The following is a 24,345-nucleotide window of genomic DNA, read 5'->3' as shown; positions in this document are numbered from 1 at the left end:
AGGAGTGGTTTAATGTATAAATTAAACGAATTAAAGCCTGAGAAGGTATTTGGCTTTTTCGAGGAAATGTCACAAATACCAAGAACCTCAGGAGACGAAAAGAAAATAAGTGATTGGCTGGTGGCCTTTGCTAAGGAAAGAAATCTTGAGGTATATCAGGACGAAGCTCTTAACGTAATAATAAAGAAACCAGGAACAGCAGGCTATGAAGCTTCTCCAGCTGTTATCATTCAGGGACACATGGATATGGTGGGTGAAAAATCTAAAGAAAGCACTCATGACTTTTCTAAGGATCCTATAAACCTGAGAATAGACGGAGATTATGTTTATGCTACAGATACTACCTTAGGCGCTGATGATGGTATTGCTGTAGCCTATGGACTAGCAATCTTAGATTCTGATGATATACCTCATCCTCCACTGGAGCTCTTAGTAACCACCAGTGAAGAGACAGGAATGAATGGTGCTATTGATTTAGATCCATCCCCTCTAAAGGGAAAAGTTCTTTTAAATATTGATGCTGAAGAGGAAGGAATTTTTCTAGTAAGCTGTGCTGGTGGAAACACAGTGTATACTACCTTTTCTCCAGAATATGAAGAGATAAGCCAAAAGGCCTATGAGATTTCTGTTACAGGTCTTAAAGGTGGCCATTCAGGAATAGAAATCAATAAGCAGAGGGGAAATGCTGTGAAGCTCTTAGGTCGAGTACTTAAAAGTATAAGCAGAGAGATGGACATTCGCATAGCTTCTATCCGTGGAGGTGCTAAGCATAATGCCATAGCAAGAGAAGCTGCAGCAATTATCACAGTTCCAGAAATGAAGGTATCCACCGTTAAAGGAATCTTAGATGAAATGAATAAAACCTTTGTTAATGAATTTTTCACAGAGGATCCAGAAATTGTAGTGGGTATTAAAGAGACTTCCTGTGAAAGAGTAATGTCTGAAAAGGCAACCAAGGGAATTATTGACTATATGAATATAGTACCAGATGGAGTTCAAACTATAAGCAGAGAAATTGAAGGACTTGTAGTTAGCAGCTTAAATCTTGGAGTGCTAGAAGAAAAAGAAGCTAAGGTAATCTTTACTCATGCCGTAAGAAGCTCCATAAAGAGCCTCAAGGATGAAATAAGCAGCAGATTGATGATAATAGCTGACCTCTGCGGAGCGTCCTCAGAAATTAAGGATAGCTATCCAGAATGGCAGTATACAGCGGATTCAAAGGTAAGAGAGGTTGCTATGACAACCTATAAAGAGCTCACTGGCGAGGAGGCACAGATAGAAGCTATTCATGCTGGTCTGGAATGTGGACTTTTAAAGGAAAAGCTTCCTGAGGCTGATATGATAGCCTTCGGACCTAACCTTTACGATGTTCATACACCACAGGAGCACATGAGCATATCTTCTGTGGCAAGAACCTTTGATTTCTTAAAGGCTTTACTTAAGAATCTAAAATAACATAGCTTTAAGCTATTAGGATAATAAAGTTGACTTAATTTAAAACACAAAGGAAGGTATTAACTATGGATCAAAAAAACAAACGTTTATCTGCAACAGCCTATGGCGGTATTAAAGGCGAGGATTATGTTCCTTTTGTACCCACAACTGAGGTTATGCCTGAAACAACAGGTTATTCCATCATAATAGGTATATTATTTGCCTGTATATTTGCTGCTGCAAATACATATTTAGGACTTAAGGTAGGACTTACTATTTCTGCTGGTATCCCTGGAGCTATCATGGCAACAGGTATATTAAAGGGTCTATTTAGAAGAAATAGTATATTAGAAGCTAATATGATAGCATCCCTAGCAGCGGTGGGTGAATCTATCGCAGGGGGTATTATATTCATACTTCCTTCACTGCTTCTTTCAGGCTTTGGTCTTTCTATTCTTCAGGTAGTTATCGTTACTATCGTTGGTGGTATAATGGGAGTATTCTTCATAACTCCACTCCGTCGATTCCTTATAGTAGAAGAGCATGGAACTCTAGTTTATCCTGAGTCCATGGCAGCTGCTGAGGTTCTAGTAACTGGTTCTCAAGGTGGTAGCGGCTTCAAGACCGTTATGACTGGTATGGGTGTAGGTGGTGCTTACAAATTCTTATCCGGTGGTTTAAAGATCTGGTCTGAATCAGCCTCCTACACAATCACAAGCTATCAGGGAACAAGCATAGGAGTAGACGCTTGCTTCCCTTCTTGGTGTAGGTTTTATCGTTGGAACTAAAGCTTCTGCCTTAATGTTTGGTGGTTCTGTAATAGCTTGGTTTGCTTTAATACCTCTTATTAAATTCTTAGGTGCAGGTTTAGCTGAGCCTTTATTCCCATCAACTAAGCTAATTTCAGAAATGGCTGCAGGAGATATTTGGGGTAGCTATATAAGATATATCGGAGCTGGTGCCGTAGCCATGGGAGGCTTTATCTCCTTAGCTCGTTCTCTTCCAACTATTATTAGAAGCTTTAAGCAGGCTATGGCTGGTATAGGAAATAAAGCAGCGGGTAAGATAGAAAGAATAAATGTAGAAGCACCTCTTACCTGGGTAATCGGAGCTGCAGCCTTCGGCTTTGCAGGCAGCTGGTTAATTCCTGCTATTGGTGGTACCTTCTTAGGAGCCTTAGCTGCAGTATTATTCAGCTTCTTCTTCTCCGTGGTTTCTGCAAGAATGGTTGGTGTTATTGGAGCTTCTAATAACCCAGTATCAGGTATGACTATAGCAACACTTCTTTTTGTTACCACCTTATTAAAGGTAACTGGTAATACTGGAGATATAGGAATGGAAAAAGCCTTCCTAATAGGTGGTGTTGTATGTGTGGCTATCGCCGTTGCTGGTGGTACTGCTCAGAGCTTAAAGACTACCTACATAATTGGTGGTAACCCTAGAAATGTACAGATTGGTATGTTTGCAGCTCTTGCTGTTGCTTCCGTAGTTGCTGGTCTTGTTGTTATAATGCTTGATAAAGCTTATACAATCGGTAGTACTGAAGCTGCTGCTCCTCAGGCATCACTTATGAAGCTGATTGTTGAAGGTATAATGACTGCTCAGCTTCCATGGACACTGGTTATCATAGGTGCTTCCTTAGCAGTATTCTGTGCCCTAGCAGGAATTTCAATACTTCCTGTAGCTCTAGGTATATACCTTCCTATAAGCCTTAATGCAGCCATATTAGTTGGTGGTATTATCAGAGTTTTAGTTGAAAAGAAATTTAAGAGCAATAAAGAAGGCATGGATGCTTCTATAGAAAAGGGAACTCTCCTTTCCTCTGGTCTCGTGGCTGGTGATGCTTTAATGGGTATAGTAATTGCTATATTTGCTGTATTCAATGTAAATATCGGAATAGGCCAAAAATACTTCCCAGAATTTGCTTCTAGCAGCCTAGTTGCTTTCTTGGCGTTTATAGGTCTTGGAGTATGGATATACTTAGTATCATCAAGTAGAAAAAAGTAGGTGTTTGAATGTCAGATTCCACTAAGGATAAGTATAATTTTGCCCTCTATGTCCCAGTGATAAAGGATAAAAACTGGGAGCTTAAGGATAATGGTAAAGTAGTTCTTCATCTAACTGTTAAGGATCCTGTAAGGCGTTTTGCTGGATGGCTGGTAAAAAAGTCTCCTAAAACAGAGCTAGAGCTGGATGAGCTGAGCTCTAAGGCCTGGTGTCTCATAGATGGAGAGAGGAACATATACGAAATATCAAAAATAATGTCCGAGGGTAATAAGGATCCTGAGGATGAGCTTAGAAGACTAGTAACCTTTGTAAAGTACTGCTCTAAGCGAGGCTGGATTTCCTATAAGAATGTAAAGCCTCAGTAACAAGAAAGGGAGCTATGATAGCTATATTTACTATAGTTTATCATACTCCCTTTTTATTTTACCAATTCAATTCTCTTTATGGTCATTGCTCTTAAAAAAACTAATTGGTGCACAGCCTATATATTTTTTAAAGACATGAATAAAGTATTTATAATCTTGAAAGCCTACTTCCTCAGCTATTTCATAAAGCTTAAATTTATTCTCTTTAAGAAGCTCTAGTGACTGTATTATTCTATAGCGATTTAAGTAATCATTAAAGGTATAACCTGTCCCTTCTTTAAAGAGAGAATTCAGATGTGTATACGATAGATTATACCTAGGGCATAAATCAGATAGGGATATCTTTTCCTTATAACCCTTCTTAATATAGTCAACAATCTCTTCAACATATCTTCCTTTATTATAATTTATATTATAGTCCTTAGTGCTTAGGAGCTTATCTTTATACCCCTCTCCTTCTAAAGAATTTAAATAAAGCTTCAAATTCCTTTTTTCTTCTATCTTAATAGTAAGCTTCTCTAGTATTTCATATAGCTGCTGGAAATTGATAGGCTTTAAAATGTACTCTGAAACGTGGAGACTTATAGCCTTCTTTGCATAATCAAAATCATTATACCCTGAAACTATTATGCTTTCGTAACAATATTCATCAATTGTTTCTTCTATCACCTCTATACCACTTTTAAAAGGAATCTTTATGTCTGTTATTACTATATCTGGCTTCAGCTCTTTAATCCTTTCAATGCCTTCATTACCATCGCAGGCTTCACCGACTACGGTACAATTGACCCTTGTCCAATCCACCATAAAAATTATACCTTTACGAATCATATCTTCATCTTCAATAATTAACACCTTATACAATAGCTTCACCTCCTACGAAGGGAATATTAACTATGGTCTTGGTTCCATGTAATTCATCACTTTCAATATAAATACCATAATCATTACCATAAAGCAGCCTTATGGTTCTTTGAACATTATACAATCCAAAAGATGTAGATACAGCTTCCTCCTTCTCTAAATTCTCTCTAAGCTCATGAAGCTTCTCTTGGCTCATTCCCTTTCCATTGTCTATAATGGTACAGGAAATCCCTCCATTATCCCTTTCTATTTTAATGCTTAGCTGTAATTTAGGAACATATTCCATGCTATGGTTGATAGAGTTCTCTACAATCGGCTGAATCAAAAGCTTTGGAACCTTATATTTTAAAAGCTCCTGATCTATTTCTATATTATAATCAAACCTTCTATTAAATCTCGCCTTTTGAATTCTTAGATAATCCTCGATATATTGAATATCAGTCTTAAATTCCACCTCTATAGCTCCATAATTTATGCTATATCTCATTAGGTTAGCAAAGGATACTAAAAATTCCGAAGCCCTTTTTGGATTTATTACCATCTCATATCTTAAGCTTTCCATGACATTATATACAAAATGTGGATTGAATTGAGACTTTATATTTTTTATCTCCATAATCCGTCTTCTTTCAGATAGCTCAGAATTCCTTTTTATGAGCTCCTGCACCTTTGAACTCATCTCATTGAATTCTTGATAAAGAATTACAAATTCGTCAAAGGTCTCTTGCTGAATTCTATAGTCAAAGTTTTCCTCCTTCAGCTGCTTAATTCCTTCCATGAGCTGGTCAAAAGGATATAGCTTTTTATTTACTAGCTTTTCTGAAATGATAACCACTAATATAATCATAAATACACATATAAACAATAAGAAAAAAAGTCCAAATGATAGCAGATTACTGACTAAAACTACAGAATGAAGAGTAATTAACTTAACTCCTATATCCTCCAAAATATTAGTTGTAGTATAATAGGGAACTCTATTTATCTTTACAAATCCATTATTATTAGGAGCCTTATACTTACCAGTGGCATCAATAAACCTGTCGTTACCTGAATATATAACGTTATCAAAATTGTCTACAAGGATAATAGCATCTACCTTGCTATCCTCTAGACAAGCTCTAAAGTCTTCACTCCTTAATTGGAGAATAATAGTCCCTATAACCTCTCCGTTACTTATAATACCTTTAGAAAAAATATAGGAAGAGCTTTGATTATTATCATACCTGTGACTGGAAGTAAAATAATGAGTAAATTCTGGTGAATCCTTAGACCTAATAATAATATCCTTAATAATATTATTGAGTAAAAATAATTTTTGATTATTATAATACAGATTGGTAGATAAAATACTATCCTCTTTATCTAACAACACAAAATTTCCGTGAATATTCTTGCTATTTACCATGTCATATAGAAGTTCATTAACCTGTCTATTTGCCTGTCTATCAACCAGAGCCTCTACAATGTAATGGTTTTCTGAAAGGTCCTCGATTTCCTCATAATATTGCAGATACTCTTCCTTTATAATTTCTCCCATTTTAATTCCTGTAGCTCTACTACTTTCTATTACAAATAGCTTAAGATTTAAAAAAAGATATATAAGTAGTGAAACTGCAATTAATCCTATTAATACAAAGGCATAAGTCAAAAAGAACCTCTTAGTATAGTGATGATAACTTTTCCTTTTGTTCATAAAATCACCTCTATTCAGAAAAATTATACCATATTTCTACTAAAAGTTACAAAAAAACACCGTAGAGCATTCTTTAATTTAGACTCTACGGTGAAATATTAATAATACAGATCAATTACATACTAATCTCCTTTTTACCTGTTAGCTTAAAAAATATTAATAAAGATATTATTGAGGTAAAGGTGAGAACTGTAGAATATGCTGCGGCATTACCATAATTTCCTCGAATAACCTCAGTATATATAGATACTGTAAGTGTTTGAGTTCCACTATTATAAAGAATAACAGAAGAGCTCAATTCACTGATAGCTGTAACCCAGCTTAATATAGCTCCCGATAGTACCCCAGGCATCATCATAGGTACCATAATCTTAAAAAAGGTCTTTATCTCTGAGGCTCCAAGGCTTACAGCAGCTTCTTCTACACTGGGACTTATTTGTCCTATAATAGCTGAAGTAGAACGGACAGTGTAAGGAAGTCGTCTAATAGCATATGCAATGATTATAATCGCCGAGGTTCCAGATAAAAGAATGGGATAATCTCCAAAAGCAAATAAAAATGAAATACCTAAAACAGAACCAGGAATTATATAAGGAAACATAACTAAAATATCTATAATATATGTTAAAAAGCTCCTTTTTCTAACGGTTAGGTATGAAATGAGTATTCCTGCTATCACTATAGCCACTATAGCTATCAATCCAAATTTATAGGTATTTAAAATTGCCATATTACTCTTAGTAAAAATTGTGGCCTTATAGCTATCTAATGAAAATCCTCCCGTGAAAACCTGCCCTCCATTACTCTTTAAAAATGAAGTATAAATAACAACCATCTGAGGTAATACTGCCATGAAAACTGCCAAATATACAAAACCATGACAAAGCAATCCTTTGATTCCCCTTACCTCTTCTGCTACCATTGGCTTTAATGCTGTCATAGCATAGGAATTTCTGTTAGATAAAAACTTTTGCAATATAAATAATAACAGAGTTACTATAACCATTATCATGCATATAGCAGCTGCAAAGCCGTCATCCCCTCCTACTTCTCCCATAAATTGTCCATAAATAAGCACTGGCATTGTCTTATATCCTTCACCAATGAGCATAGGTGTCCCAAAATCCGCTATGACCCTCATGAATACAAGCAGCGAGCTGGCTAATAATGTGGGCATAATTAAAGGAATTATTATTGAGGTTATTCTCTTAAAGCTTGGGGCTCCCAGACTTTCCGCTGCTTCATTTAGGGAATTGTCTATACTTTTTAGAGCTCCTGAAATATACATATATACTAATGGGAATGATTGAAGAGTAAATACTAAAACAATTCCTGCAAAACCATAAATACCGTTGAGCTTAACGTTAAAAAGAAAATTTATTATCCTGGTAATAAATCCATTTCTTCCTAAAAGTTGTATCCAAGCATATGCGCCAATAAAGGGTGGTGATAGATAGGATATTACAATTAGGATATCTAAAAATCCGCTCCCCTTAATTTTTGTACTCCTCATAATATAAGCTATAGGAAGTCCTAATAATACAGATAAAATAGTAGCTACTATAGTTACCTTAAAGCTATTTATTAATGTACTCCAGTAGAACTTTTTCTGAAAGAATTTAAAGAAATAGCTTAATGTAGCTTTACCATTCTCTGGATCAATAACACTTTTCACCAGCACTAATAATAACGGATATATTATGAACAAGCCAAATATAGCTAGAATTATCAGGGTACTTACGCTCCACATTGATAAGCCTTTTTTCTTATTGTGCAATGCAATACACCTCTCTTATTAAGGAATTCCCTGTTTCCTTATTAAAAACATTTACTCTATCAGTATTTACTTTTAGAAATATTTCACTGCCGTCAGCAATTATATCTTGATTGTCAATAATCTGTATAACCTCTACTTCACTACCATCCTTAAGCTCCACAAAATAATGAATTGTCATTCCTAAGAATATACTGCTTCTAACGATTCCTTTGATACCGCGTCCATCATTACTAATAATAAACTCCTCTGGTCGCACTGACAATACAACCTTCTCCCCTGAAACAGCTTCTTCTGAAATATTCTCTATAACTTCTGTATAATCGGAGGAGAACACTAGTAATTTCTTATTGCCTATGGCTTCTAGATTAACCTCAATTATATTAGAAACACCAATAAAGGTTGAAACAAAGACATTGGCAGGCCTTTGATAAATTTCCTTAGGAGTTCCTATCTGCTGGATTATTCCGTTATACATAACAGCTATTCTATCAGAGATTGCTAGAGCCTCTTCCTGGTCATGGGTTACATATACAGTGGTAACTCCTATACTATCGTGAATTCTCTTTATAACATTTCTCATCTCTACTCTAAGCTTAGCATCAAGATTAGACAGTGGTTCATCCATGAGTAATACTTCTGGATTAATTACTAAAGCCCTAGCTAAGGCAATTCTCTGCTGCTGCCCACCAGATAGCTTTGCAGGCATTCTTTCTTTTAGGTGATCTATTTTAACAATCCTTAATATCTCATCTACTCTTTTCTTGATTTCTTCTTTATTAACCTTTCTATTCTTCAAACCGAAGGCTACATTATCCTCCACAGACATATGGGGGAAAATAGCATAATTCTGAAAGACCATACCCATATTTCTTTTACTGGTAGGTATATCATTAATCCTTCTATTATCAATAAAAATATCTCCTTCTTCTATGGAATTAAAGCCAATAATCATTCTAAGTAAGGTTGTCTTACCACAGCCAGATGGACCAAGGAGAGTAAAGAATTCTCCTGGTTTAATATTTAGGGATAATTTATTTATTACAATATCTTTTCCATATTTTTTAACCACATTATCAATTTTTATTTCTACACTCATGATTCAACCTGACCTTCCTAGTAAATTTACCATAAATTCACCTTTAATAATAATGGAAGCTTATAAAATACAAAACTTTGTTTAGTATATAAGCTTCCATTAACTGAAATATCTTGTTATTCTAATGTCATTTCTAGGTGTTCAGTGAATTCCTTAGTTATAGCTTCTTTATTTTCTGAAACCCAACCTTCATCATAATTATCAAACAGCTTAATATTATCAAAAGGAGTCATATAATCTGCTAAGGTAGCACCCTCTCTAAGTGGACGAACAGTTAGCTGACTACCTACATCATTTTGTACCTTTTCCGAAAGCATATAATCTACAAATTTCTTAGCATTCTCTAGGTTGGCAGCTCCCTTTATTATCTGTACGGATTCTCCAGGGAATATAGCACCCTCCGTAGGGAATACAACCTCTACATTTCCACCATTTTTAACATAATTAGCTGCCGGATCTTCCCATGTAAGACCAACAACATATTCTCCGTCAGCTACACTCTTATGTACTTGACCAGAGCTATTTGCCATTTTTCCATCTAGGTTTTTCAAAAAAGCATCAACATAGTCCCAAGCTTCCTCAGAAAATGGATCTTCATCCTTACCCATGGCATAAAGCATTGCAACTAAGGATTGAAATGCAGAGCTAGAGCTAGTGGGATCCCCAAAGATGATCTTCCCCTTTAACTCTGGATTAAGCAAATCTTCAAACCCTTCGATTTTCATGTCTCCCTTAAGGTTTTTATTTACAATAAATACAGTTGGGTCGGCAAAGGCAGGGGAAAAATAGCCTGTTTTATTTTTAAACGCTTCACTCATGTATTCGTTTTCTGGAGATACATATTCTTCGAAAAGCTCCTTAGAAGATGACAGCATTGTTTCATCTCCAGCCCATAGAATATCTCCTAAAGGATTTTTCTGCTCAGATTCCACTCTCTTTAAAAGCTCACCTGTACCAGCTACCACCGCTTCTACCTTTATCCCAGTCTCCTGCTCAAAGCCTTGAATTACAAGATTATTTAGGTTCTCACTTCTAGCCGTATAGACAACTAAAACATTTTCTTCCTCGCCCTTACTAGAGTCATTAGCTTTACTGGTACCACAGCCTACTGCAGTTGTCATTACTATGACTGATAAAATAGCTGATAACAATGATATCCTTTTCATAACAAACCTCCTATTTACTTATTAATTTAATTGTATAAATGTAATAGTTCATTGTCTATCCAACTATTTTATAAAAACATCTAAAAAAATAAACACAATAAATCCTCTTTTTCACTTTTTAGGTAACCTAGTAGGTTAAAAATTAAATGCAAAATTAAGGACAATTACCCTTTGCTCCATAAAAAAAAAGCATAGATTGTATAAATCTATGCCTGAAAGCTGCTTATTTTCTTTATTATGATGAAGCCTAAAAGGAACATTATAGGGCATATTAGAAGCTCCATTCCCGCTGGTAGCCCTGGGAATACCATAACCACTGAACCTATGATAAAGCCTAAGATAATTAAATAGGTCTTTTCAGGATATCTGTTCATGGTAGTTTCTAATATTCTTGTGGTTAATACCACTCCTAAAAGAACTCCTAAAGCTAAAGGTATTAAATAAGGGAAATATAAGCTTTTGATAGCGTTCATGGTTTCTGTATACATCCCTAATACTAAAAGCATGTAGGATACGCTAATTCCTGGAAGAATTAAGGCCACAGCAATCACTATTCCTCCCAAAGCAAGCATACCAAGGCTTGCAAGTGTTAACCCCCCGCCAAAATCAAAGATTCCTTCTGGGATAAAGTTTATTAATAATGTAATTAGTGCACCTATGAATATATAAAATATCTCTTTAGCAGTAATCTTCTTCACTTTTGAGCTTTTATAAATCAATGGTATTCCTCCTGCCACTGCTCCCATGAAGAAATACATCATTATCATGTTATAGTTCTCCGTAAGCTTTCCTAAAGGGCTGGCAAACAAGATCATTCCTATCCCTGCTCCCAGTACAAAGGTTCCAAGGAAAAGAACATTTCCTAAAATGTCTTTAAAAAATGAGCTTACTGCTCTTACCAGCTTGCCATATATCCCCAGTATCATGGCCATTGAACCACCACTAACCCCGGGTACAAGCATTGAAGCACCAACAATCAGTCCCTTAAGTGCCGTGTATAAAAAATTATCCTTATGCAACTTCTTATTAGAGTCCATATAATCCTCCGCATATAATTTATATAAGCATCCTGAAATACAGCAGGATGCTTATTGATTCCTATTACATAATAATTAATTTAACCTTATTATGTCAATATTCCTTATATATTCTTAAGAAAAATATAATTTTTCTCTACTATCTCCTATTTTCCTTCCACAGAAGAAAGGCCACATAAAATACAACGGCTTCTTTAAAGTTTCTCACATCGTAGCCCGTATCCTTAGCAAGCTTTTCCAGCCTATAAATTAATGTATTTCTATGGACAAATAATCTTTTAGCTGCTTCGCTTATATTTAAACCGCTAGCTATAAATTCCTCAATAGTATTAAGCATATCTATATCCAGCTCAGAAAGCTTTTCTTCCATACCCTCTGTTATTTCTTTTTTAACCTTGAGGTCTATACTCTGCACTGCCTTTTCGAAAAGCAATTCCTCACTGGTAAATATCATATTTCTGAAGGAATAGTTCTTTCCAATAGCAATAGCCTCTTTAGCCTTCTCAAAGGCTGTCTTAACAGCAAAGCTTCCTTCAGGTATGACCTCATAAGCTATATAAGCCTTTAAAAACAGCTCTGAATTGATAGCCTCAACTATACCCCTAGCATGGTCATAGGGTGAAGGGAACTCTCCAAAAAGAAGAATATTCTGATCATAAACTATGGCTACCGCCTTTGATTCCTCATAGAGCTCCTTCAGGGTAGCGAGGACATCATAATTATTTCCATCAGTGCTTATTAAAAATAATGTTGTTTTTCTAAGCAAGAAAGGGAGGGTGCTGCTAATAGCTTCAAAAGCAGCCCCTTTCCCCTCTAAAATATCCATTATCATCTGCTCCCTATAATAGCGGAGATCAATATACTTTTGATTTATTGAAAAGCCAAGCACCGATGCACAGTTTTCATTTTCTTTTTCAAGAGTCAACAGACCTCTTTCTCTACCTAAGGCTATCTCTTTGTTAATACAGGAGGACTTTTTAACTCCTTTTAGAGAGCTAAAGATTTCTTTTCCCTCCAGAAAGGAAAGCTTAAACCTTATACCACTTTCCCTTGAAAGCTCCTCAAGATAGCTTTGAAACATGTACATCTAACCACCTCATATATTAAATTATTGTGAGCTCGCTTTCTTTATCAAACACGTGAATCTTGTCAGTGTAAAGAGCAATTTGAGCTAAGTCTCCAGCCTTTAAGGAAGTGCTTCCATTAACTCTAGCAGTTATGTTAGCCTTACCCTTGGATAGATAAATATAGCTTTCAGCTCCCATAAGCTCAGTAACTTCTACATTAGCTTCAATAACTGCATCAGGATTTGCATTTATATAATCAGCCTTAGTAGTTAAATGCTCAGGTCTAATACCAAGGATAACTTCTTTTCCTGCATATCCCTTATTCTTTAAAACTGCAGCCTTATCTGCTGGAACTTCGACTGTGTCGCTGCCAAAGGTAGCATAAAGCTTACCATCTTTTTCTACAAGCTTAGAATCTATAAAGTTCATCTGTGGGCTTCCTATAAAACCTGCTACAAAGAGATTTACTGGATTCTCGTAGATTTCCTGAGGAGAATCTACCTGCTGAACTAAACCATCCTTCATAACTACGATTCTAGTACCTAAAGTCATGGCCTCTGTCTGGTCATGAGTTACATACACAAAGGTAGTCTGAAGTCTTTGATGAAGCTTAGCAATCTCAGTTCTCATCTGAACTCTCAGCTTTGCATCAAGGTTAGAAAGAGGCTCGTCCATAAGGAATACCTTAGGATTTCTTACGATAGCACGTCCCATCGCAACTCTCTGTCTCTGTCCACCAGATAGAGCCTTAGGCTTTCTATCTAAAAGATGCTCTATATCAAGTATCTTTGCAGCTTCCTTTACCTTCTTATCTATTTCTGCCTTTGGAACCTTTCTAAGCTTAAGACCAAAAGCCATGTTGTCATAAACACTCATATGAGGATATAAGGCGTAGTTCTGGAATACCATGGCTATATCTCTATCCTTTGGAGCCACGTCATTTACTACCTTATCTCCTATCTTTAATTCTCCTTCTGTTATTTCCTCTAATCCTGCAATCATTCTAAGGGTTGTAGACTTACCACAACCAGATGGTCCTACGAAAACTATGAATTCTTTATCTGCTATATCTAAATTAAAGTCCTTTACAGCGGTAACATTTCCGGGATAAACCTTGTAAATACGTTCTAATGATAAACTTGCCATTGATGTATCCTCCTCTAATATTATTACACTATAATTGTAACCGTTTTACAGCTATTATTCCATACGTATTAATTCCAAAGTTAAAAACGGTTATTTGTATAATAATCCAAAGACTGATACCAGTTATTATCCTTAAGAGTATTATCAATGGCATTTAATATCTCCCATTTCTTTAAGCTCCAGAGAGGCCCTATGAGAAGCTCCCTTGGAGCATCACCAGTCAATCTATGAACCACTATCTCTTCTGGCAGTAGGGTTATGCTCTTACATATAAGGTCAATATATTCTTCCTGTGACATAAACTTAAGCCTTCCCTGTTCATAGAGCTTAACTATTGGTGTTCCCTCCATGAGGTGTAGAAGGTGGAATTTAACTCCCTGAATAGGAAGGGTGCTTATATATCTTACGGTATCAAGCATATCCTCAGAGCTTTCCTCTGGCAGTCCAAAGATTGTATGAACCACCACATCAATTCCTCTTTTTCGAAGGTTTTTAACCCCTTCTTCAAAGACCTCTAGCTTATAGCCTCTATTAATAAGCTTGGCAGTACTATCCTTAGAGGTCTGCAAGCCTAGCTCTACCCATACATACAGCTTTTTGCTGATTTCCTCTAAAAGGTCCAGAACATCTTCTCCTAAGCAATCTGGCCTTGTAGCTATGGCTAGCCCCACTACTCCTTCCTGGCTCATAGCCTCTTGATATTTCTCTCTTAAAACCTCTACAGGAGCATAGGTATTGGTATAGGCCTGGAAGTAAGCTATGTATTTCCCCTGCTTCCATTTCTTATTCATCATGAGCTTTATATCGCTGAACTGCTTATCTATAGAAAAATCCCTGGAACCGGCAAAGTCTCCTGAGCCTCTTTCACTGCAAAAAATGCAGCCACCGTGGCTTACGGTACCATCTCTATTAGGACAGGTAAAGCCTCCGTCCAGGGATATCTTGAATATCTTTTCTCCAAACTTTTCTCTAAGGAAATAATTAAGGCTGTGATATCTCTTATCTCCCCATGTCTTTTCCATAATAATTATCCTTTCTTCTTAAGTCTCATTATCATTCTATAGGATAATTACACTAAAGGCAATTATTCATGCTTCTTAATAGAATGATCCTCAAGACTGAGGCCATAGATGCCTTCTTCTTGATTATTGTCACCCTTAAGGCTCTCTACCTTAAAGGTTACCTCATCCTCTGTGAAGCTATTAAAGGTCAGTTGATAGCTGCTTATAGGAAATATACTTTCCAGTTCCTTATGGATTGGGTCCCCACTCTCTGCTTTATAGACCTTGATAGAGCTTATTCCATTAACAGCATATTCTGCCATGATATATTTTTCATCCTTAGAAAATACTAAATAATTTATTGTAGAATTTTCTATCACATCGATAGAGCTTATCTCTTTTCCTATGGGCTTTTCAGAGCTTATATCCTCTCCTGATAGTCCCTCTTCCTGGTTTCCTTCCTGTCCCTGACTACCCTTTCCTCCTCCGCCTCCACTACCACCCATGGAGCTAAAGGTCTGCTGGCTGTCATCAATAGCTATTATCCCTATGTAGGATGAGCCATTCTCTGAGGATATGGCTATGGATTCTCCCTGATATCCGAAGGTAACTGCTGAAAATCTTTCCCTTGGCACAGTGACCTTTGTGTACTCAGCCTTGTTTTCCCTGCTGTATATTTCCACTGGCAATCTATGAAGTCTTATTATAGGGCTGCTCTGCACCTCTTCCTCTCTTCTTTGTCTCAGGGCATTTCCTTCTAAATAAGCTTCCTTCTCTGTTTTTGCACTGAGCTTTGTAATTTTATAACCGTCATCTTCCCTAGCTACGGTTATAGATAAATTATCTAAATCTGCTCTAGGCTCTCCTTTTTTTACTAGGGAGAGCTTATAGTTTATCATAAGACTGCTTCCGGCCTCATCATAATTATCCATCATAAAGCCTACCAGTCTCAAATCTCCTTTTTCCTTCTGTGCCCCTTCCTTAATATCCTCAGAACAGAGCTTTAAAGCTTCCTCGTAATTTTCACTGACCAAAAAGGTTAGATATTTTTCTGATAGCTTCATAGCCTCTTCTGTATTTATTACTGTACCTTTAACCCTTCTACCTTCTCTGCCTTCACCTCTATTGCAGCCATAAGCAGTAAATACCAATAATATTAGCAGCAATGAAACAATAATTCTCTTCATACTCTACACTCCTAACTTAGGAAAATATCATAAATATTATTTACTGCAGACTTCTAAAATATGCCTCTTTCATACTTTCTAACATAATTTCTTATAAAAGCCTATATATTATTAACATATAAATAAACAGGAGGAGAATAAAAAGGTGAATAAAGAAATCTCCAAGGTCTTTCAGGTAGCAGCAGTGTTTATAGGTACTATTGTAGGGGCAGGTCTTGCCTCTGGTAAGGAGATAACTCAATTTTTCACTTCCTATGGCTTTAAGAGCTTCTTTGGGATAGCCCTTACGGGCTGCTTTTATATTTTTTTATGTTCAATCATAAGTAAGCTGAGCATTGATAATAATCTAAATTCCTATGCTGATGTAATAGCCTTAGTAACAAAGGGAAACGATGGCAATCCTTTTCTTTCAGTTCTAAGCAAAGGGACAACTCTTATAACTACTTTTTATATTTTAAGCAGTGCTTCTATTATCCTTGCTGGCTGCGGTTCCTTGATAAATGAATACTTTGGGATACCAAAAATCGTAGGCACAGCACTGATGCTGATATTAGCAGTGATAATTCTATGGAGAGGTACTGATGGCTTAATTGGGATAAATACAATAATAGTTCCTTCCCTCATTATAACTATAGTAACCCTCATGGGACTTTACGTGTTTTTTTATAAGGATGCAATAACTCTCCAAAAGCTACAATCTATAGTACCCATAAAAAAAGGTTGGCTTATATCCTCGATATTATACAGCGGTTATAACATCCTCTCCTGTTCTGGGGTGTTAGTCCCCCTCAGTAGAGAAATGAAGAGTAAAAAAGCTGTAATTGCAGGAATCATATTGGGTTCCCTGGGACTATCAGTCCTATGTGTTTTTATAAATCTAATGCTTATGTTAAACCAGCCCAATATATATAGCTATGACATCCCTCTTCTCTACATCGCAGATCGTTTCGGTACTCCTATTCAGCTGCTGCTCCTGGTGGTAATCTGGCTGGAGATGTTTTCTACGGAGGTGTCTGATGTTTACAGCATAAGCAGAAGCCTTCAAAATGTTTTTAAGCTCCCCTTTAAAAGCTGTATCTTCATAGTTTTAGCCATAGCCTTCCCTATATCCCAGCTTGGCTTTACAAATCTCATATCCATTTTGTATCCTATTTTCGGTATGCTGAGCCTGCTATTTATAGCTCAGTGCCTCTATTATTACTTCTTTAAGAGAAATAAAGGATAAAGAGCTGAAGAGCTTATTTCTTTTTAAGTAACTTTTTATAGCTGGTATCTATGCCAAAGGCTCCAAGGGGTGCAGTAATAATAATAGCTAAAACAGCTACAGAAAGGACTAATTTACCGCAAGGTAATCCTAGGGAAAGAGGAACAGCACCAATAGCAGCCTGTACTGTGGCCTTAGGAAGATAAGCAATTACACAAAATAAGCGTTCTTTCATATTCAAGGATGTACCTATTAAGCAACAGAGAACGCCGACTGATCTAAAAAATAAGGCAATAAAAACCATCAAAACAGCAGCGATTCCTGCACTTAAGGTGAATCTAATATCCACCGCTGCACCAACGAGGACAAACAAAACCACCTCTGCTGCAAGCCACAGCTTTCCGAATTTTTCTGCTAGACGTTTGGATACAAACTCTGTGCTTTTCATTTTTAGAACAGCAGCCATACTCATAACAGCAAGTAAACCTGAAATAGAAATTATTCCTTCGAGCCATCCTTCTATAGCAATAAACATAAATGAAGTTCCCAAGAGTATAATAACTTTTGTGCTATTACGTACGTAATGCTTACTTGCATATCTCGTCTCAAAGAACAATGCCAATAACAGAGCTGTTAAAGCTCCAAGTATAATGCCCAAAAGTATAGAAACTGGTATATTAACAAAATCTAATACCGACGCCGAATTCCCTTGAAGCATACTTAGAAAGGTAGAAAACAATACAATTACAAAGACATCATCTAAGGAAGCACCGGCAAGGATGAGCTGAGGAATACTTTTATCTGTTCCATATTTTCTTTCTATTAAATAAACCATCTTAGGAACAACTACAGCAGGAGAAACAGCTGCTATAACTGCTCCCATAACAGCTGCTTCCATATAAGTTATGTTCAGTAGCCTGGGAGCAAATATAATATAGGTTGTTATTTCAAATAATGCAGGAACAAATGACATTAATAATGCAGGACGTCCAACCTTTTTTAAGTCTCCAAGGTTTAGAGATAACCCAGCCTTAATCAAAATAATAATCAAAGCTAGCTTACGTAAATCAGCAGATATATTAAGAATGGATGAATCCAGTAAATCAAAAGCATAGGGACCAAGAATAATACCAGTTGTCAGCATCCCAATAATCCTTGGAAGCCTGATTCTCTGACAAATTGACGCTACTGATAAACCAACAAGAAAAATAAGTGCAAGAGATGTTAACATAAAAAAACCTCCTTATACGCAAAAAACTGATGCTTTCTGCGATGAATAATCACAGAAGTCATCAGCTTAAAAGCGGTTTAGGTTACCCAAGGGAGAACTTCATTCCCAAAGCTGATTATATTTCAATATTTTAACCAGGTCAAGGCATATATATCTATAATACTTTTCTTTTCTTTTCTATTGAGGTATATTCATTAGAGATGATAAATTATGTAAGGATACAGGTGAAGTTCTAATGACTACAAATAACATAAATTCTCTGACTCACTGCAGCCTTTGTGCCAGAAATTGCGGTGTAGATAGAACAAAGGGAGAGCTTGGTTTTTGCAAAAGCAGTGATAGAATCTTTGCTTCAAGAGCCGCTCTTCATCACTGGGAGGAGCCCTGCATCTCCGGTACTAAGGGTTCAGGAACAGTGTTTTTTTCTTCCTGCAGCCTGGGCTGTGTATTCTGCCAAAACTATGAAATAAGCACTGGTGGAGCTGGCAAGGAAATATCCATAGAAAGATTATCAGAAATATTTTTAGAGCTAGAAAGCCTGGGAGCCCATAATATAAACTTAGTTACCCCTACTCATTTTGTTCCTCAAATCCGAGAAGCTATAATACTCTCTAAGGAAAAGGGCCTTAGTCTCCCCATTGTTTATAATACGGGAAGCTACGACACCTTAGATACCATTAAATCATTAGAAGGCTTAATAGATATTTATCTCCCGGACTTAAAATATTTTGATGATAAATATTCCACAAAATACTCCAGAGCTAAGGACTACTTCAAGACGGCATCTAAAGCTATTGAGGAAATGTATAGACAGGTAGGAGAGCCCTCCTTCAACGAGGATGGGATAATGACTAAGGGAATAATAGTACGTCATATGATGCTTCCGGGTCTTTTATTTGATAGCAAAAAGATAATAGATTACCTTTATAATACCTATGGGCATTCTATATACATAAGCATTATGAATCAATATACCCCAACTCATAAAGCAAAGCAATATAAGGAGATCAGTAAGCCCCTAAATAATCACCACTATGAAGCCCTTATTGATTATGCCCTGAGCCTTGGAGTAACCAACGCCTTTATTCAAGAAGAAGGCACTGCTTCAGAATCCTTTATCCCAGCCTTTGATTATCGTGGTGTGTAAAAGCAAAAGGGCTTATCTCAGAGAATATAAATTCCTCTAGGTAAGCCCTTAATCTTTATATTTTATAGCTCTCCAGCTGTTTTTTTAATATCTCTGTAACATTACCGAACTTGCCTATATAATCAAATAGCTCTCTAAGCTTTTCCGTATACTCAGAGATACTGGCATTGACCTCCTCAGAGGAGGCAGAATTCTCTTCTGCTATAGCGGCTAGCTGTTCTATAGTTTCTGAAAGTCCCTTAAAGCTTTGTGCATGCTCCTTCAAGCTTTCTATAGTCATTGAGGTACTAGAAACAATCTCTTCCACAGCTTCAGCTGCCTCAAGATTTTTTTGTCTCACCTCTTCTAAGCCTGTAGCCTCCCTTTCTAGGTCTCTATATTGATTATCAACTAAAGAAGCTACTCCTTTTATATCCTTAACCACTCCTTGTAGCCTTGAGCTTATATCACTAACAGCTCCCTTTGATTGCTCAGCAAGACTTCTTACGGAATCTGCCACCACTGCAAAGCCTCTACCCAGCTCTCCTGCTCTGGCGGCTTCAATGGAGGCATTGAGGGCTAATAGATTAGTTTGTTCTGCAATTCTAGATACGGTAGTCACAACCTCCATAATTTCGTTAGCCTTACCTTCCAAGGCTTCACTGCTACTTTTCACCACTTGGAAGTCCTGCAAAACACCCTTCATATTTTCAGAGGAGCTATTAAGGTGATTATAGCTATCCTTTATCTTATCCACAGTCTTTAGAAGACTTTCCTTGTTGCCATACTGTACCTCACTGAGGTCTATGAGGCTCGATACATTATTGTTTACTTCATTAGCTATATTACCAGTACTTTCTGCCTGTGAAACAGCTCCTGAAGATACTTGATCTACCACTCCTTCTATCTGCTCAGTGGTATTATTCATCTCCTCAGTTATTTCCTTAAGCTTTTCAAGAAACACAGTCATCTCATCGGTATTCCCCTTAAAGCCTACAAAATCCTCCTTCATAAGCTTTTTATAGCTATCTATTAGCTTATAAATATCTTCTAAATAATCACCTGTCTCCAAGCTTCCTTCTAGATAATATCTTTTTTCATTAACAGCCATAAGCTCCTGCTCTAGGGCCTTGATGGGCTTTAAAACTATTCCTGCGCCAATGGTTGATATAATTCCTCCTAACCCTCCTGCAATAATAGCTCCCTTAAGCCCTAAAAATGCAGCACCTCCTAAAGCTGATATTGCTAAGGTTATAAATCCTATTTTCAGCTCAGGCTTCCTAAATAGTCCCAGAGATAAAGCTTTTGAGAGCTTATATTTCCTTTTATAATAAATATCCTTTTCAAAGGTGATTTTAACCTTTAAAATTTGTTTTTCTCTGCTTATCTCTAAAAGGTCAATCCTCTCCTGGAAAATAGCCGCACACCCTTCTAAGATTCCATAAAAATAATCATACATCTCCCTCTTAGAGCCATAGGTTATAATCCCCTCCCTTGAGCTAATGGGTTCAAGAGTAAGAAGTGGGGGTATTGCCCCCTCAAGCCTTCTGGTCATTACAATATGTATGTTATAAATATTCCTCAAAAATGAATAAAAGTTTTCCGTCTGAAAAAAAGCAGGATAATCCTCATGGAAGGCCTTGGCATTTTCAATTCCAATTGTCCTCCATAGCTCACCTAGAGATATTTCTGCTCCCTTTGCTATCTTCTCTATGGCCACAGCTATTTCTTTATCATCCACAGTTTCTAGAGGATTGAAAACTCTATTTCTCTTCCAACCTGCTGCTGCCATCGCCACTTCTACAGCTTCATCCCCATAAAGCCTTCTACAGCTCTTCATCCATGTTGCTACAACTGTTCCTTTCATTAACACCCCACCAATCCTAGTATAGTTAAGTCTTATCTTATAGTTAAACGGATCATTGCCTAACTATTATTATCGGTACAATATCAAAATCCTTAACTTTGTTTCACATAAAAAAGAGAACCATTTCTGGTTCCCTCTATTACACTGCTCCTACTATATTATGAGGCATATATGGTTCTTCAAGATAGGCAATATCTTCTTTGCTTAAAGAAATATTAAAGCTTCCTACTGCATCATCAAAGTACTTTGCCTTTGTTGCTCCAATCAGGGTAGAGGTTACTCCTTTGGCAAAATGCCATGCTAGAGCAATCTGAGCCATGGTGCACTCTTTCTTATCTGCCAGTTCTGAAACACGCTTTACTATTTCCATATCAGAATCCTTAGTGCTATCGTATTTTTCTTTTGCCACTTTATCCGTAGCACTTCTAAGGGTTTCTGCAGACCACATGCGAGTTAATCTTCCTGCAGCCAAGGGACTGTAAGGGGTTAAAGCTACTCCCTGCTCTCTACAGATGGGAATAAGCTCTCTCTCATCCTCTCTATAGAGAAGATTATAATGATTCTGCATAGAAACAAACTTTGTCCATCCATTTTTCTCAGCGGTGTCCTGAAGCTTTGCAAACTGGTAGCCATACATTGCAGAAGCTCCCAAAGCACGAACCTTTCCCGCCTGTACAAGCTTATGGAGGGCCTCCATAGTTTCCTCCACAGGGGTGTCATAGTCAAAACGATGGATAATCAGTAAATCAACATAGTCTGTCCCCAGGCGCTTTAATGAACCCTCTACCTCCCTTGGTATAGCTTCCTTTGAGAGCTTTCCTTCATTAAAATATACCTTTGTAGCTATTACAACCTTGTCACGAGAAACATTATTTTTAAGCCCTCTCCCTAAGTACTCCTCACTGGTACCAGCGGAATAGGAGTTTGCCGTATCAAAAAAATTAATCCCTAAGGACAATGCGTGCTTTATAATCTCTTCGCTCCTGGATTGATCTAGCGTCCAGGCATGCATATTGCTTGCCGGGTCACCGAAGCTCATGCATCCAACACATAACCGTGATACTTCTAAATCAGATTTTCCTAGCTTTGCGTATTCCATTCCTAACACCCTTTCATAATCTATTTCTAACACTTTATTCAGCCGCAGTTGTTATAAAGCATGAATAGAGTACATTTAAATACATTATAATTCCTAAAGTTAACTTTAAGTGATCAATTAAAATAAGTTATCAAATTGTTCAAAGAAGCCTAACTAACCCTGAGCTTATACCATAAATACTCGATGTATTATCAAAAGAATACTTCTACCGATAAATTAAATACTCATAGAAGGTTCTAAGGATTCCCATTCTTCACGTAAGATACCCATACGAATTGAATCATAGTACTTACCATTGTAGTATCGAACTTTACGAATACGAGCCTCCATTTTCATACCCAGTTTTTCTCCTACACGAATCATCCGTTCATTTCCAGACCAAGTTGTTAATCCCACTCTAACAAGTGATAATGAATTAAAAATATGAGTAATCCAAAGTTCTAAGGCTCGTGTGCCTATTCCTCTGCTCCAATTATGAGCTTCGTGTAAAACAATTCCTACCTCCAACCACTTCTTCTGTTCATCCTCAAAATAATAGGATACGATACCACATACAACATCATTAATAGTTATAACCCAAAAGGAATCCACATCTACCCAATTCATTGCTGTTTCAATGAATTGTTCATACGGCATAGATTTATGTGGAAAGTATGGAGCATCCCACTTTTTCCACTCTGGTGCCTCCTCTTTATAAATTAACTCCCACAGTCTTAATAAGTCCTGTTCCTCTACTGGACGAATTATTAAATCTTTATCTTTGTACATATAAACCCTCTTTTCAAATTATTTTAGATTCGTTAGATTGAAAAGAAAATAATCGCCTTTTACTTATCAATCACCTGGTCAAATAAAAAGTTTTTCATCTTAATCACACCTTCCAAAAATTTAGTTTTATTATATCATTTTTCCATATCTTTCAAATCATTTTTTTGTACTAATCTGCCCCGATAGTGAAATAAGACATATTAGTAAAATACATCATTTAAAATTTCTAATCTCAATTACAGTGATAAAAATTGCTTTTTTACAGACTTTCGGGAACAAATTATAGGAACATGGACTATAAAAAATAGAGCATCAGAAACCTCTAACACTCTATTACTATCTCATATATTAAATATACTAGGATATACAAATCAAGTTACATTCCATTATTCACAATTTTGTTTTTCACCTTACAAATCTTGTCCTGGCAGTTTTTGCACTGTAGTTTTTTATTTGATCCACTCCAGAATCTCTCTGGATGCTTGGCATATATTAGCTCCCAGTTTATAAGTACAACACAGGAGGTAAAGAAGAGGCTCCAGCTGAAAAAGCTCTTTATAAAAAGCATTGGTGTGAACATCATAAAATGTCCCCATTCATATATCCTACAATTTACACAGCACCTATTTTTCATTATTAATGATTGAAAAGGGCAGTAAAACAGGATACAGAGATAGTCGCAGAGGAAATAAAACACAGATAGCATTAACAGATCTGCATTATCAATGATCTTTAGTACATACAAAGCTCCAAAAATACCGTTAAAAAACAGCCAACAAAGCATTACCTTCCATGCTTTCAAATTTTGATCCTGAACGAATTTGTATAGCTCTAGCTCTGAGTAACCAGCCGACTCTTCATATTCACAACCGTGGGATTTGCGGATTGCCATAGATAGCCTTTTCGTAGGGAAAAGATGATTTATCATCATAGCCATAAATACAAGCCACAAGAGATGGATTGGGGTAATACCCATCCAAACAGGCTGATTCATAAATCTATACATTAGCTCCTTATCACGAATATAAAATAATAATACGAAGCTAAATATCAGAACTCGAATAACTAGCTTCACTAAATAACTCTTCAACATCAGTGTATGAACTATCTTTTCTTTAACCTTCATATCTTACACCCACCCAATAACATATATATTCCTTTACAAGTATATATATTAAAGCTTCTCTATTCTTATTTTCTACAGGTA

21 protein-coding genes and 1 riboswitch are annotated in these 24,345 nt (G+C 36.6%); of the genes, 6 read left to right on the top strand and 15 right to left on the bottom strand.

The features are described 5' to 3' along the window. Positions 1 to 12 precede the first annotated feature (12 nt). From ACPWSR_RS09870 to ACPWSR_RS09855, 4 genes are all read left to right on the top strand, one after another. Positions 13 to 1,455, top strand: coding sequence for an aminoacyl-histidine dipeptidase (locus tag ACPWSR_RS09870; RefSeq protein WP_426348070.1), 1,443 nt, complete (start codon positions 13 to 15; stop codon positions 1,453 to 1,455). 65 nt (positions 1,456 to 1,520) lie between these two features. Beyond that, positions 1,521 to 2,222, top strand: coding sequence for an OPT/YSL family transporter (locus ACPWSR_RS09865; protein ID WP_426348069.1), 702 nt, complete (start codon positions 1,521 to 1,523; stop codon positions 2,220 to 2,222). Positions 2,223 to 2,235: 13 nt separating this feature from the next. Beyond that, complete coding sequence (locus tag ACPWSR_RS09860; RefSeq protein WP_426348068.1) at positions 2,236 to 3,441, top strand: OPT/YSL family transporter; 1,206 nt, start codon at positions 2,236 to 2,238, stop codon at positions 3,439 to 3,441. An 8-nt stretch (positions 3,442 to 3,449) separates the two neighbouring features. Then, a complete protein-coding gene (locus tag ACPWSR_RS09855; protein WP_426348067.1) occupies positions 3,450 to 3,806 on the top strand; it encodes a hypothetical protein in 357 nt (118 codons plus the stop codon). 66 nt (positions 3,807 to 3,872) lie between these two features. Here ACPWSR_RS09855 and ACPWSR_RS09850 read toward each other — a convergent pair whose 3' ends face one another. The 10 genes from ACPWSR_RS09850 to ACPWSR_RS09805 all read right to left on the bottom strand — a co-directional run bounded on the left by ACPWSR_RS09850 (position 3,873) and on the right by ACPWSR_RS09805 (position 15,843). Further along, on the bottom strand, positions 3,873 to 4,661 hold the full coding sequence (locus ACPWSR_RS09850) for a response regulator transcription factor (protein WP_426351373.1): 789 nt from the start codon (positions 4,659 to 4,661) through the stop codon (positions 3,873 to 3,875). Between the two features lies 1 nt (position 4,662). Next, entirely contained in the window at positions 4,663 to 6,366 is a 1,704-nt protein-coding gene (locus ACPWSR_RS09845; protein ID WP_426348066.1) for a sensor histidine kinase, read from the bottom strand. Between the two features lie 115 nt (positions 6,367 to 6,481). Beyond that, positions 6,482 to 8,143, bottom strand: a complete 1,662-nt coding sequence (locus ACPWSR_RS09840; protein WP_426348065.1) for an ABC transporter permease — start codon at positions 8,141 to 8,143, stop codon at positions 6,482 to 6,484. Next, positions 8,133 to 9,239, bottom strand: a complete 1,107-nt coding sequence (locus tag ACPWSR_RS09835; RefSeq protein ID WP_426348064.1) for an ABC transporter ATP-binding protein — start codon at positions 9,237 to 9,239, stop codon at positions 8,133 to 8,135. The genes ACPWSR_RS09840 and ACPWSR_RS09835 overlap by 11 nt, the downstream gene beginning before the upstream one ends. A gap of 116 nt (positions 9,240 to 9,355) precedes the next feature. Beyond that, positions 9,356 to 10,405 carry an extracellular solute-binding protein gene (locus ACPWSR_RS09830; RefSeq protein ID WP_426348063.1) on the bottom strand — a complete coding sequence of 350 codons (1,050 nt, stop codon included), beginning with the start codon at positions 10,403 to 10,405 and terminating at the stop codon, positions 9,356 to 9,358. A 206-nt stretch (positions 10,406 to 10,611) separates the two neighbouring features. After that, a complete protein-coding gene (locus ACPWSR_RS09825; RefSeq protein ID WP_426348062.1) occupies positions 10,612 to 11,442 on the bottom strand; it encodes a DUF368 domain-containing protein in 831 nt (276 codons plus the stop codon). Between the two features lie 139 nt (positions 11,443 to 11,581). Next, complete coding sequence (locus ACPWSR_RS09820) at positions 11,582 to 12,529, bottom strand: PucR family transcriptional regulator (protein ID WP_426348061.1); 948 nt, start codon at positions 12,527 to 12,529, stop codon at positions 11,582 to 11,584. A gap of 16 nt (positions 12,530 to 12,545) precedes the next feature. Next, a complete protein-coding gene (locus ACPWSR_RS09815; RefSeq protein WP_426348060.1) occupies positions 12,546 to 13,655 on the bottom strand; it encodes an ABC transporter ATP-binding protein in 1,110 nt (369 codons plus the stop codon). 80 nt (positions 13,656 to 13,735) lie between these two features. Then, positions 13,736 to 14,677 (bottom strand): TIGR01212 family radical SAM protein, encoded by a 942-nt coding sequence (locus tag ACPWSR_RS09810; protein ID WP_426348059.1) that lies wholly within the window; start codon positions 14,675 to 14,677, stop codon positions 13,736 to 13,738. Between the two features lie 62 nt (positions 14,678 to 14,739). Next, complete coding sequence (locus ACPWSR_RS09805) at positions 14,740 to 15,843, bottom strand: hypothetical protein (protein ID WP_426348058.1); 1,104 nt, start codon at positions 15,841 to 15,843, stop codon at positions 14,740 to 14,742. Between the two features lie 145 nt (positions 15,844 to 15,988). Between ACPWSR_RS09805 and ACPWSR_RS09800 the strand changes: the two genes are divergently transcribed. Continuing rightward, the gene (locus tag ACPWSR_RS09800) at positions 15,989 to 17,068 is read left to right on the top strand and encodes a YkvI family membrane protein (protein ID WP_426348057.1); all 1,080 of its coding nucleotides are present in this window, start codon (positions 15,989 to 15,991) and stop codon (positions 17,066 to 17,068) included. A gap of 13 nt (positions 17,069 to 17,081) precedes the next feature. Here ACPWSR_RS09800 and ACPWSR_RS09795 read toward each other — a convergent pair whose 3' ends face one another. After that, positions 17,082 to 18,278 carry a cation:proton antiporter gene (locus ACPWSR_RS09795; protein ID WP_426348056.1) on the bottom strand — a complete coding sequence of 399 codons (1,197 nt, stop codon included), beginning with the start codon at positions 18,276 to 18,278 and terminating at the stop codon, positions 17,082 to 17,084. 45 nt (positions 18,279 to 18,323) lie between these two features. Continuing rightward, a riboswitch (Fluoride riboswitch) is annotated at positions 18,324 to 18,394 on the bottom strand. Positions 18,395 to 18,513: 119 nt separating this feature from the next. Here ACPWSR_RS09795 and ACPWSR_RS09790 point away from each other — a divergent pair. Then, complete coding sequence (locus tag ACPWSR_RS09790; RefSeq protein ID WP_426348055.1) at positions 18,514 to 19,425, top strand: radical SAM protein; 912 nt, start codon at positions 18,514 to 18,516, stop codon at positions 19,423 to 19,425. A 55-nt stretch (positions 19,426 to 19,480) separates the two neighbouring features. On the opposite strand, the gene ACPWSR_RS09785 is transcribed toward ACPWSR_RS09790, so the two are convergent. From ACPWSR_RS09785 to ACPWSR_RS09770, 4 genes are all read right to left on the bottom strand, one after another. Further along, positions 19,481 to 21,271, bottom strand: coding sequence for a heme NO-binding domain-containing protein (locus ACPWSR_RS09785; protein ID WP_426348054.1), 1,791 nt, complete (start codon positions 21,269 to 21,271; stop codon positions 19,481 to 19,483). 139 nt (positions 21,272 to 21,410) lie between these two features. After that, the gene (locus ACPWSR_RS09780) at positions 21,411 to 22,370 is read right to left on the bottom strand and encodes an aldo/keto reductase (protein ID WP_426348053.1); all 960 of its coding nucleotides are present in this window, start codon (positions 22,368 to 22,370) and stop codon (positions 21,411 to 21,413) included. A gap of 216 nt (positions 22,371 to 22,586) precedes the next feature. Then, entirely contained in the window at positions 22,587 to 23,138 is a 552-nt protein-coding gene (locus ACPWSR_RS09775) for a GNAT family N-acetyltransferase (RefSeq protein WP_426348052.1), read from the bottom strand. Positions 23,139 to 23,514: 376 nt separating this feature from the next. Next, on the bottom strand, positions 23,515 to 24,264 hold the full coding sequence (locus ACPWSR_RS09770; RefSeq protein WP_426348051.1) for a hypothetical protein: 750 nt from the start codon (positions 24,262 to 24,264) through the stop codon (positions 23,515 to 23,517). Positions 24,265 to 24,345 lie beyond the last annotated feature (81 nt).

It is taken from the genome of Alloiococcus sp. CFN-8 (genome assembly GCF_049943125.1).
In the GTDB taxonomy this organism is placed as follows: domain Bacteria; phylum Bacillota; class Clostridia; order Clostridiales; family Clostridiaceae; genus JAEXZL01.
The sequence above is the reverse complement of the archived record's forward strand: the minus strand, read 5'-3'. Positions and strand labels throughout refer to the sequence as shown.

What these genes read in the sequence shown, in the direction of transcription:
- ACPWSR_RS09825 (WP_426348062.1), bottom strand. Translation starts at nt 11,442, where the DNA reads ATGGACTCTAATAAGAAGTTGCATAAGGATAATTTTTTATACACGGCA.
- ACPWSR_RS09835 (WP_426348064.1), bottom strand. Translation starts at nt 9,239, where the DNA reads ATGAGTGTAGAAATAAAAATTGATAATGTGGTTAAAAAATATGGAAAA.
- ACPWSR_RS09810 (WP_426348059.1), bottom strand. Translation starts at nt 14,677, where the DNA reads ATGGAAAAGACATGGGGAGATAAGAGATATCACAGCCTTAATTATTTC.
- ACPWSR_RS09870 (WP_426348070.1), top strand. Translation starts at nt 13, where the DNA reads ATGTATAAATTAAACGAATTAAAGCCTGAGAAGGTATTTGGCTTTTTC.
- ACPWSR_RS09805 (WP_426348058.1), bottom strand. Translation starts at nt 15,843, where the DNA reads ATGAAGAGAATTATTGTTTCATTGCTGCTAATATTATTGGTATTTACT.
- ACPWSR_RS09815 (WP_426348060.1), bottom strand. Translation starts at nt 13,655, where the DNA reads ATGGCAAGTTTATCATTAGAACGTATTTACAAGGTTTATCCCGGAAAT.
- ACPWSR_RS09785 (WP_426348054.1), bottom strand. Translation starts at nt 21,271, where the DNA reads ATGAAAGGAACAGTTGTAGCAACATGGATGAAGAGCTGTAGAAGGCTT.
- ACPWSR_RS09770 (WP_426348051.1), bottom strand. Translation starts at nt 24,264, where the DNA reads ATGAAGGTTAAAGAAAAGATAGTTCATACACTGATGTTGAAGAGTTAT.
- ACPWSR_RS09775 (WP_426348052.1), bottom strand. Translation starts at nt 23,138, where the DNA reads ATGTACAAAGATAAAGATTTAATAATTCGTCCAGTAGAGGAACAGGAC.
- ACPWSR_RS09830 (WP_426348063.1), bottom strand. Translation starts at nt 10,405, where the DNA reads ATGAAAAGGATATCATTGTTATCAGCTATTTTATCAGTCATAGTAATG.
- ACPWSR_RS09845 (WP_426348066.1), bottom strand. Translation starts at nt 6,366, where the DNA reads ATGAACAAAAGGAAAAGTTATCATCACTATACTAAGAGGTTCTTTTTG.
- ACPWSR_RS09860 (WP_426348068.1), top strand. Translation starts at nt 2,236, where the DNA reads ATGTTTGGTGGTTCTGTAATAGCTTGGTTTGCTTTAATACCTCTTATT.
- ACPWSR_RS09865 (WP_426348069.1), top strand. Translation starts at nt 1,521, where the DNA reads ATGGATCAAAAAAACAAACGTTTATCTGCAACAGCCTATGGCGGTATT.
- ACPWSR_RS09790 (WP_426348055.1), top strand. Translation starts at nt 18,514, where the DNA reads ATGACTACAAATAACATAAATTCTCTGACTCACTGCAGCCTTTGTGCC.
- ACPWSR_RS09855 (WP_426348067.1), top strand. Translation starts at nt 3,450, where the DNA reads ATGTCAGATTCCACTAAGGATAAGTATAATTTTGCCCTCTATGTCCCA.
- ACPWSR_RS09795 (WP_426348056.1), bottom strand. Translation starts at nt 18,278, where the DNA reads ATGTTAACATCTCTTGCACTTATTTTTCTTGTTGGTTTATCAGTAGCG.
- ACPWSR_RS09780 (WP_426348053.1), bottom strand. Translation starts at nt 22,370, where the DNA reads ATGGAATACGCAAAGCTAGGAAAATCTGATTTAGAAGTATCACGGTTA.
- ACPWSR_RS09820 (WP_426348061.1), bottom strand. Translation starts at nt 12,529, where the DNA reads ATGTACATGTTTCAAAGCTATCTTGAGGAGCTTTCAAGGGAAAGTGGT.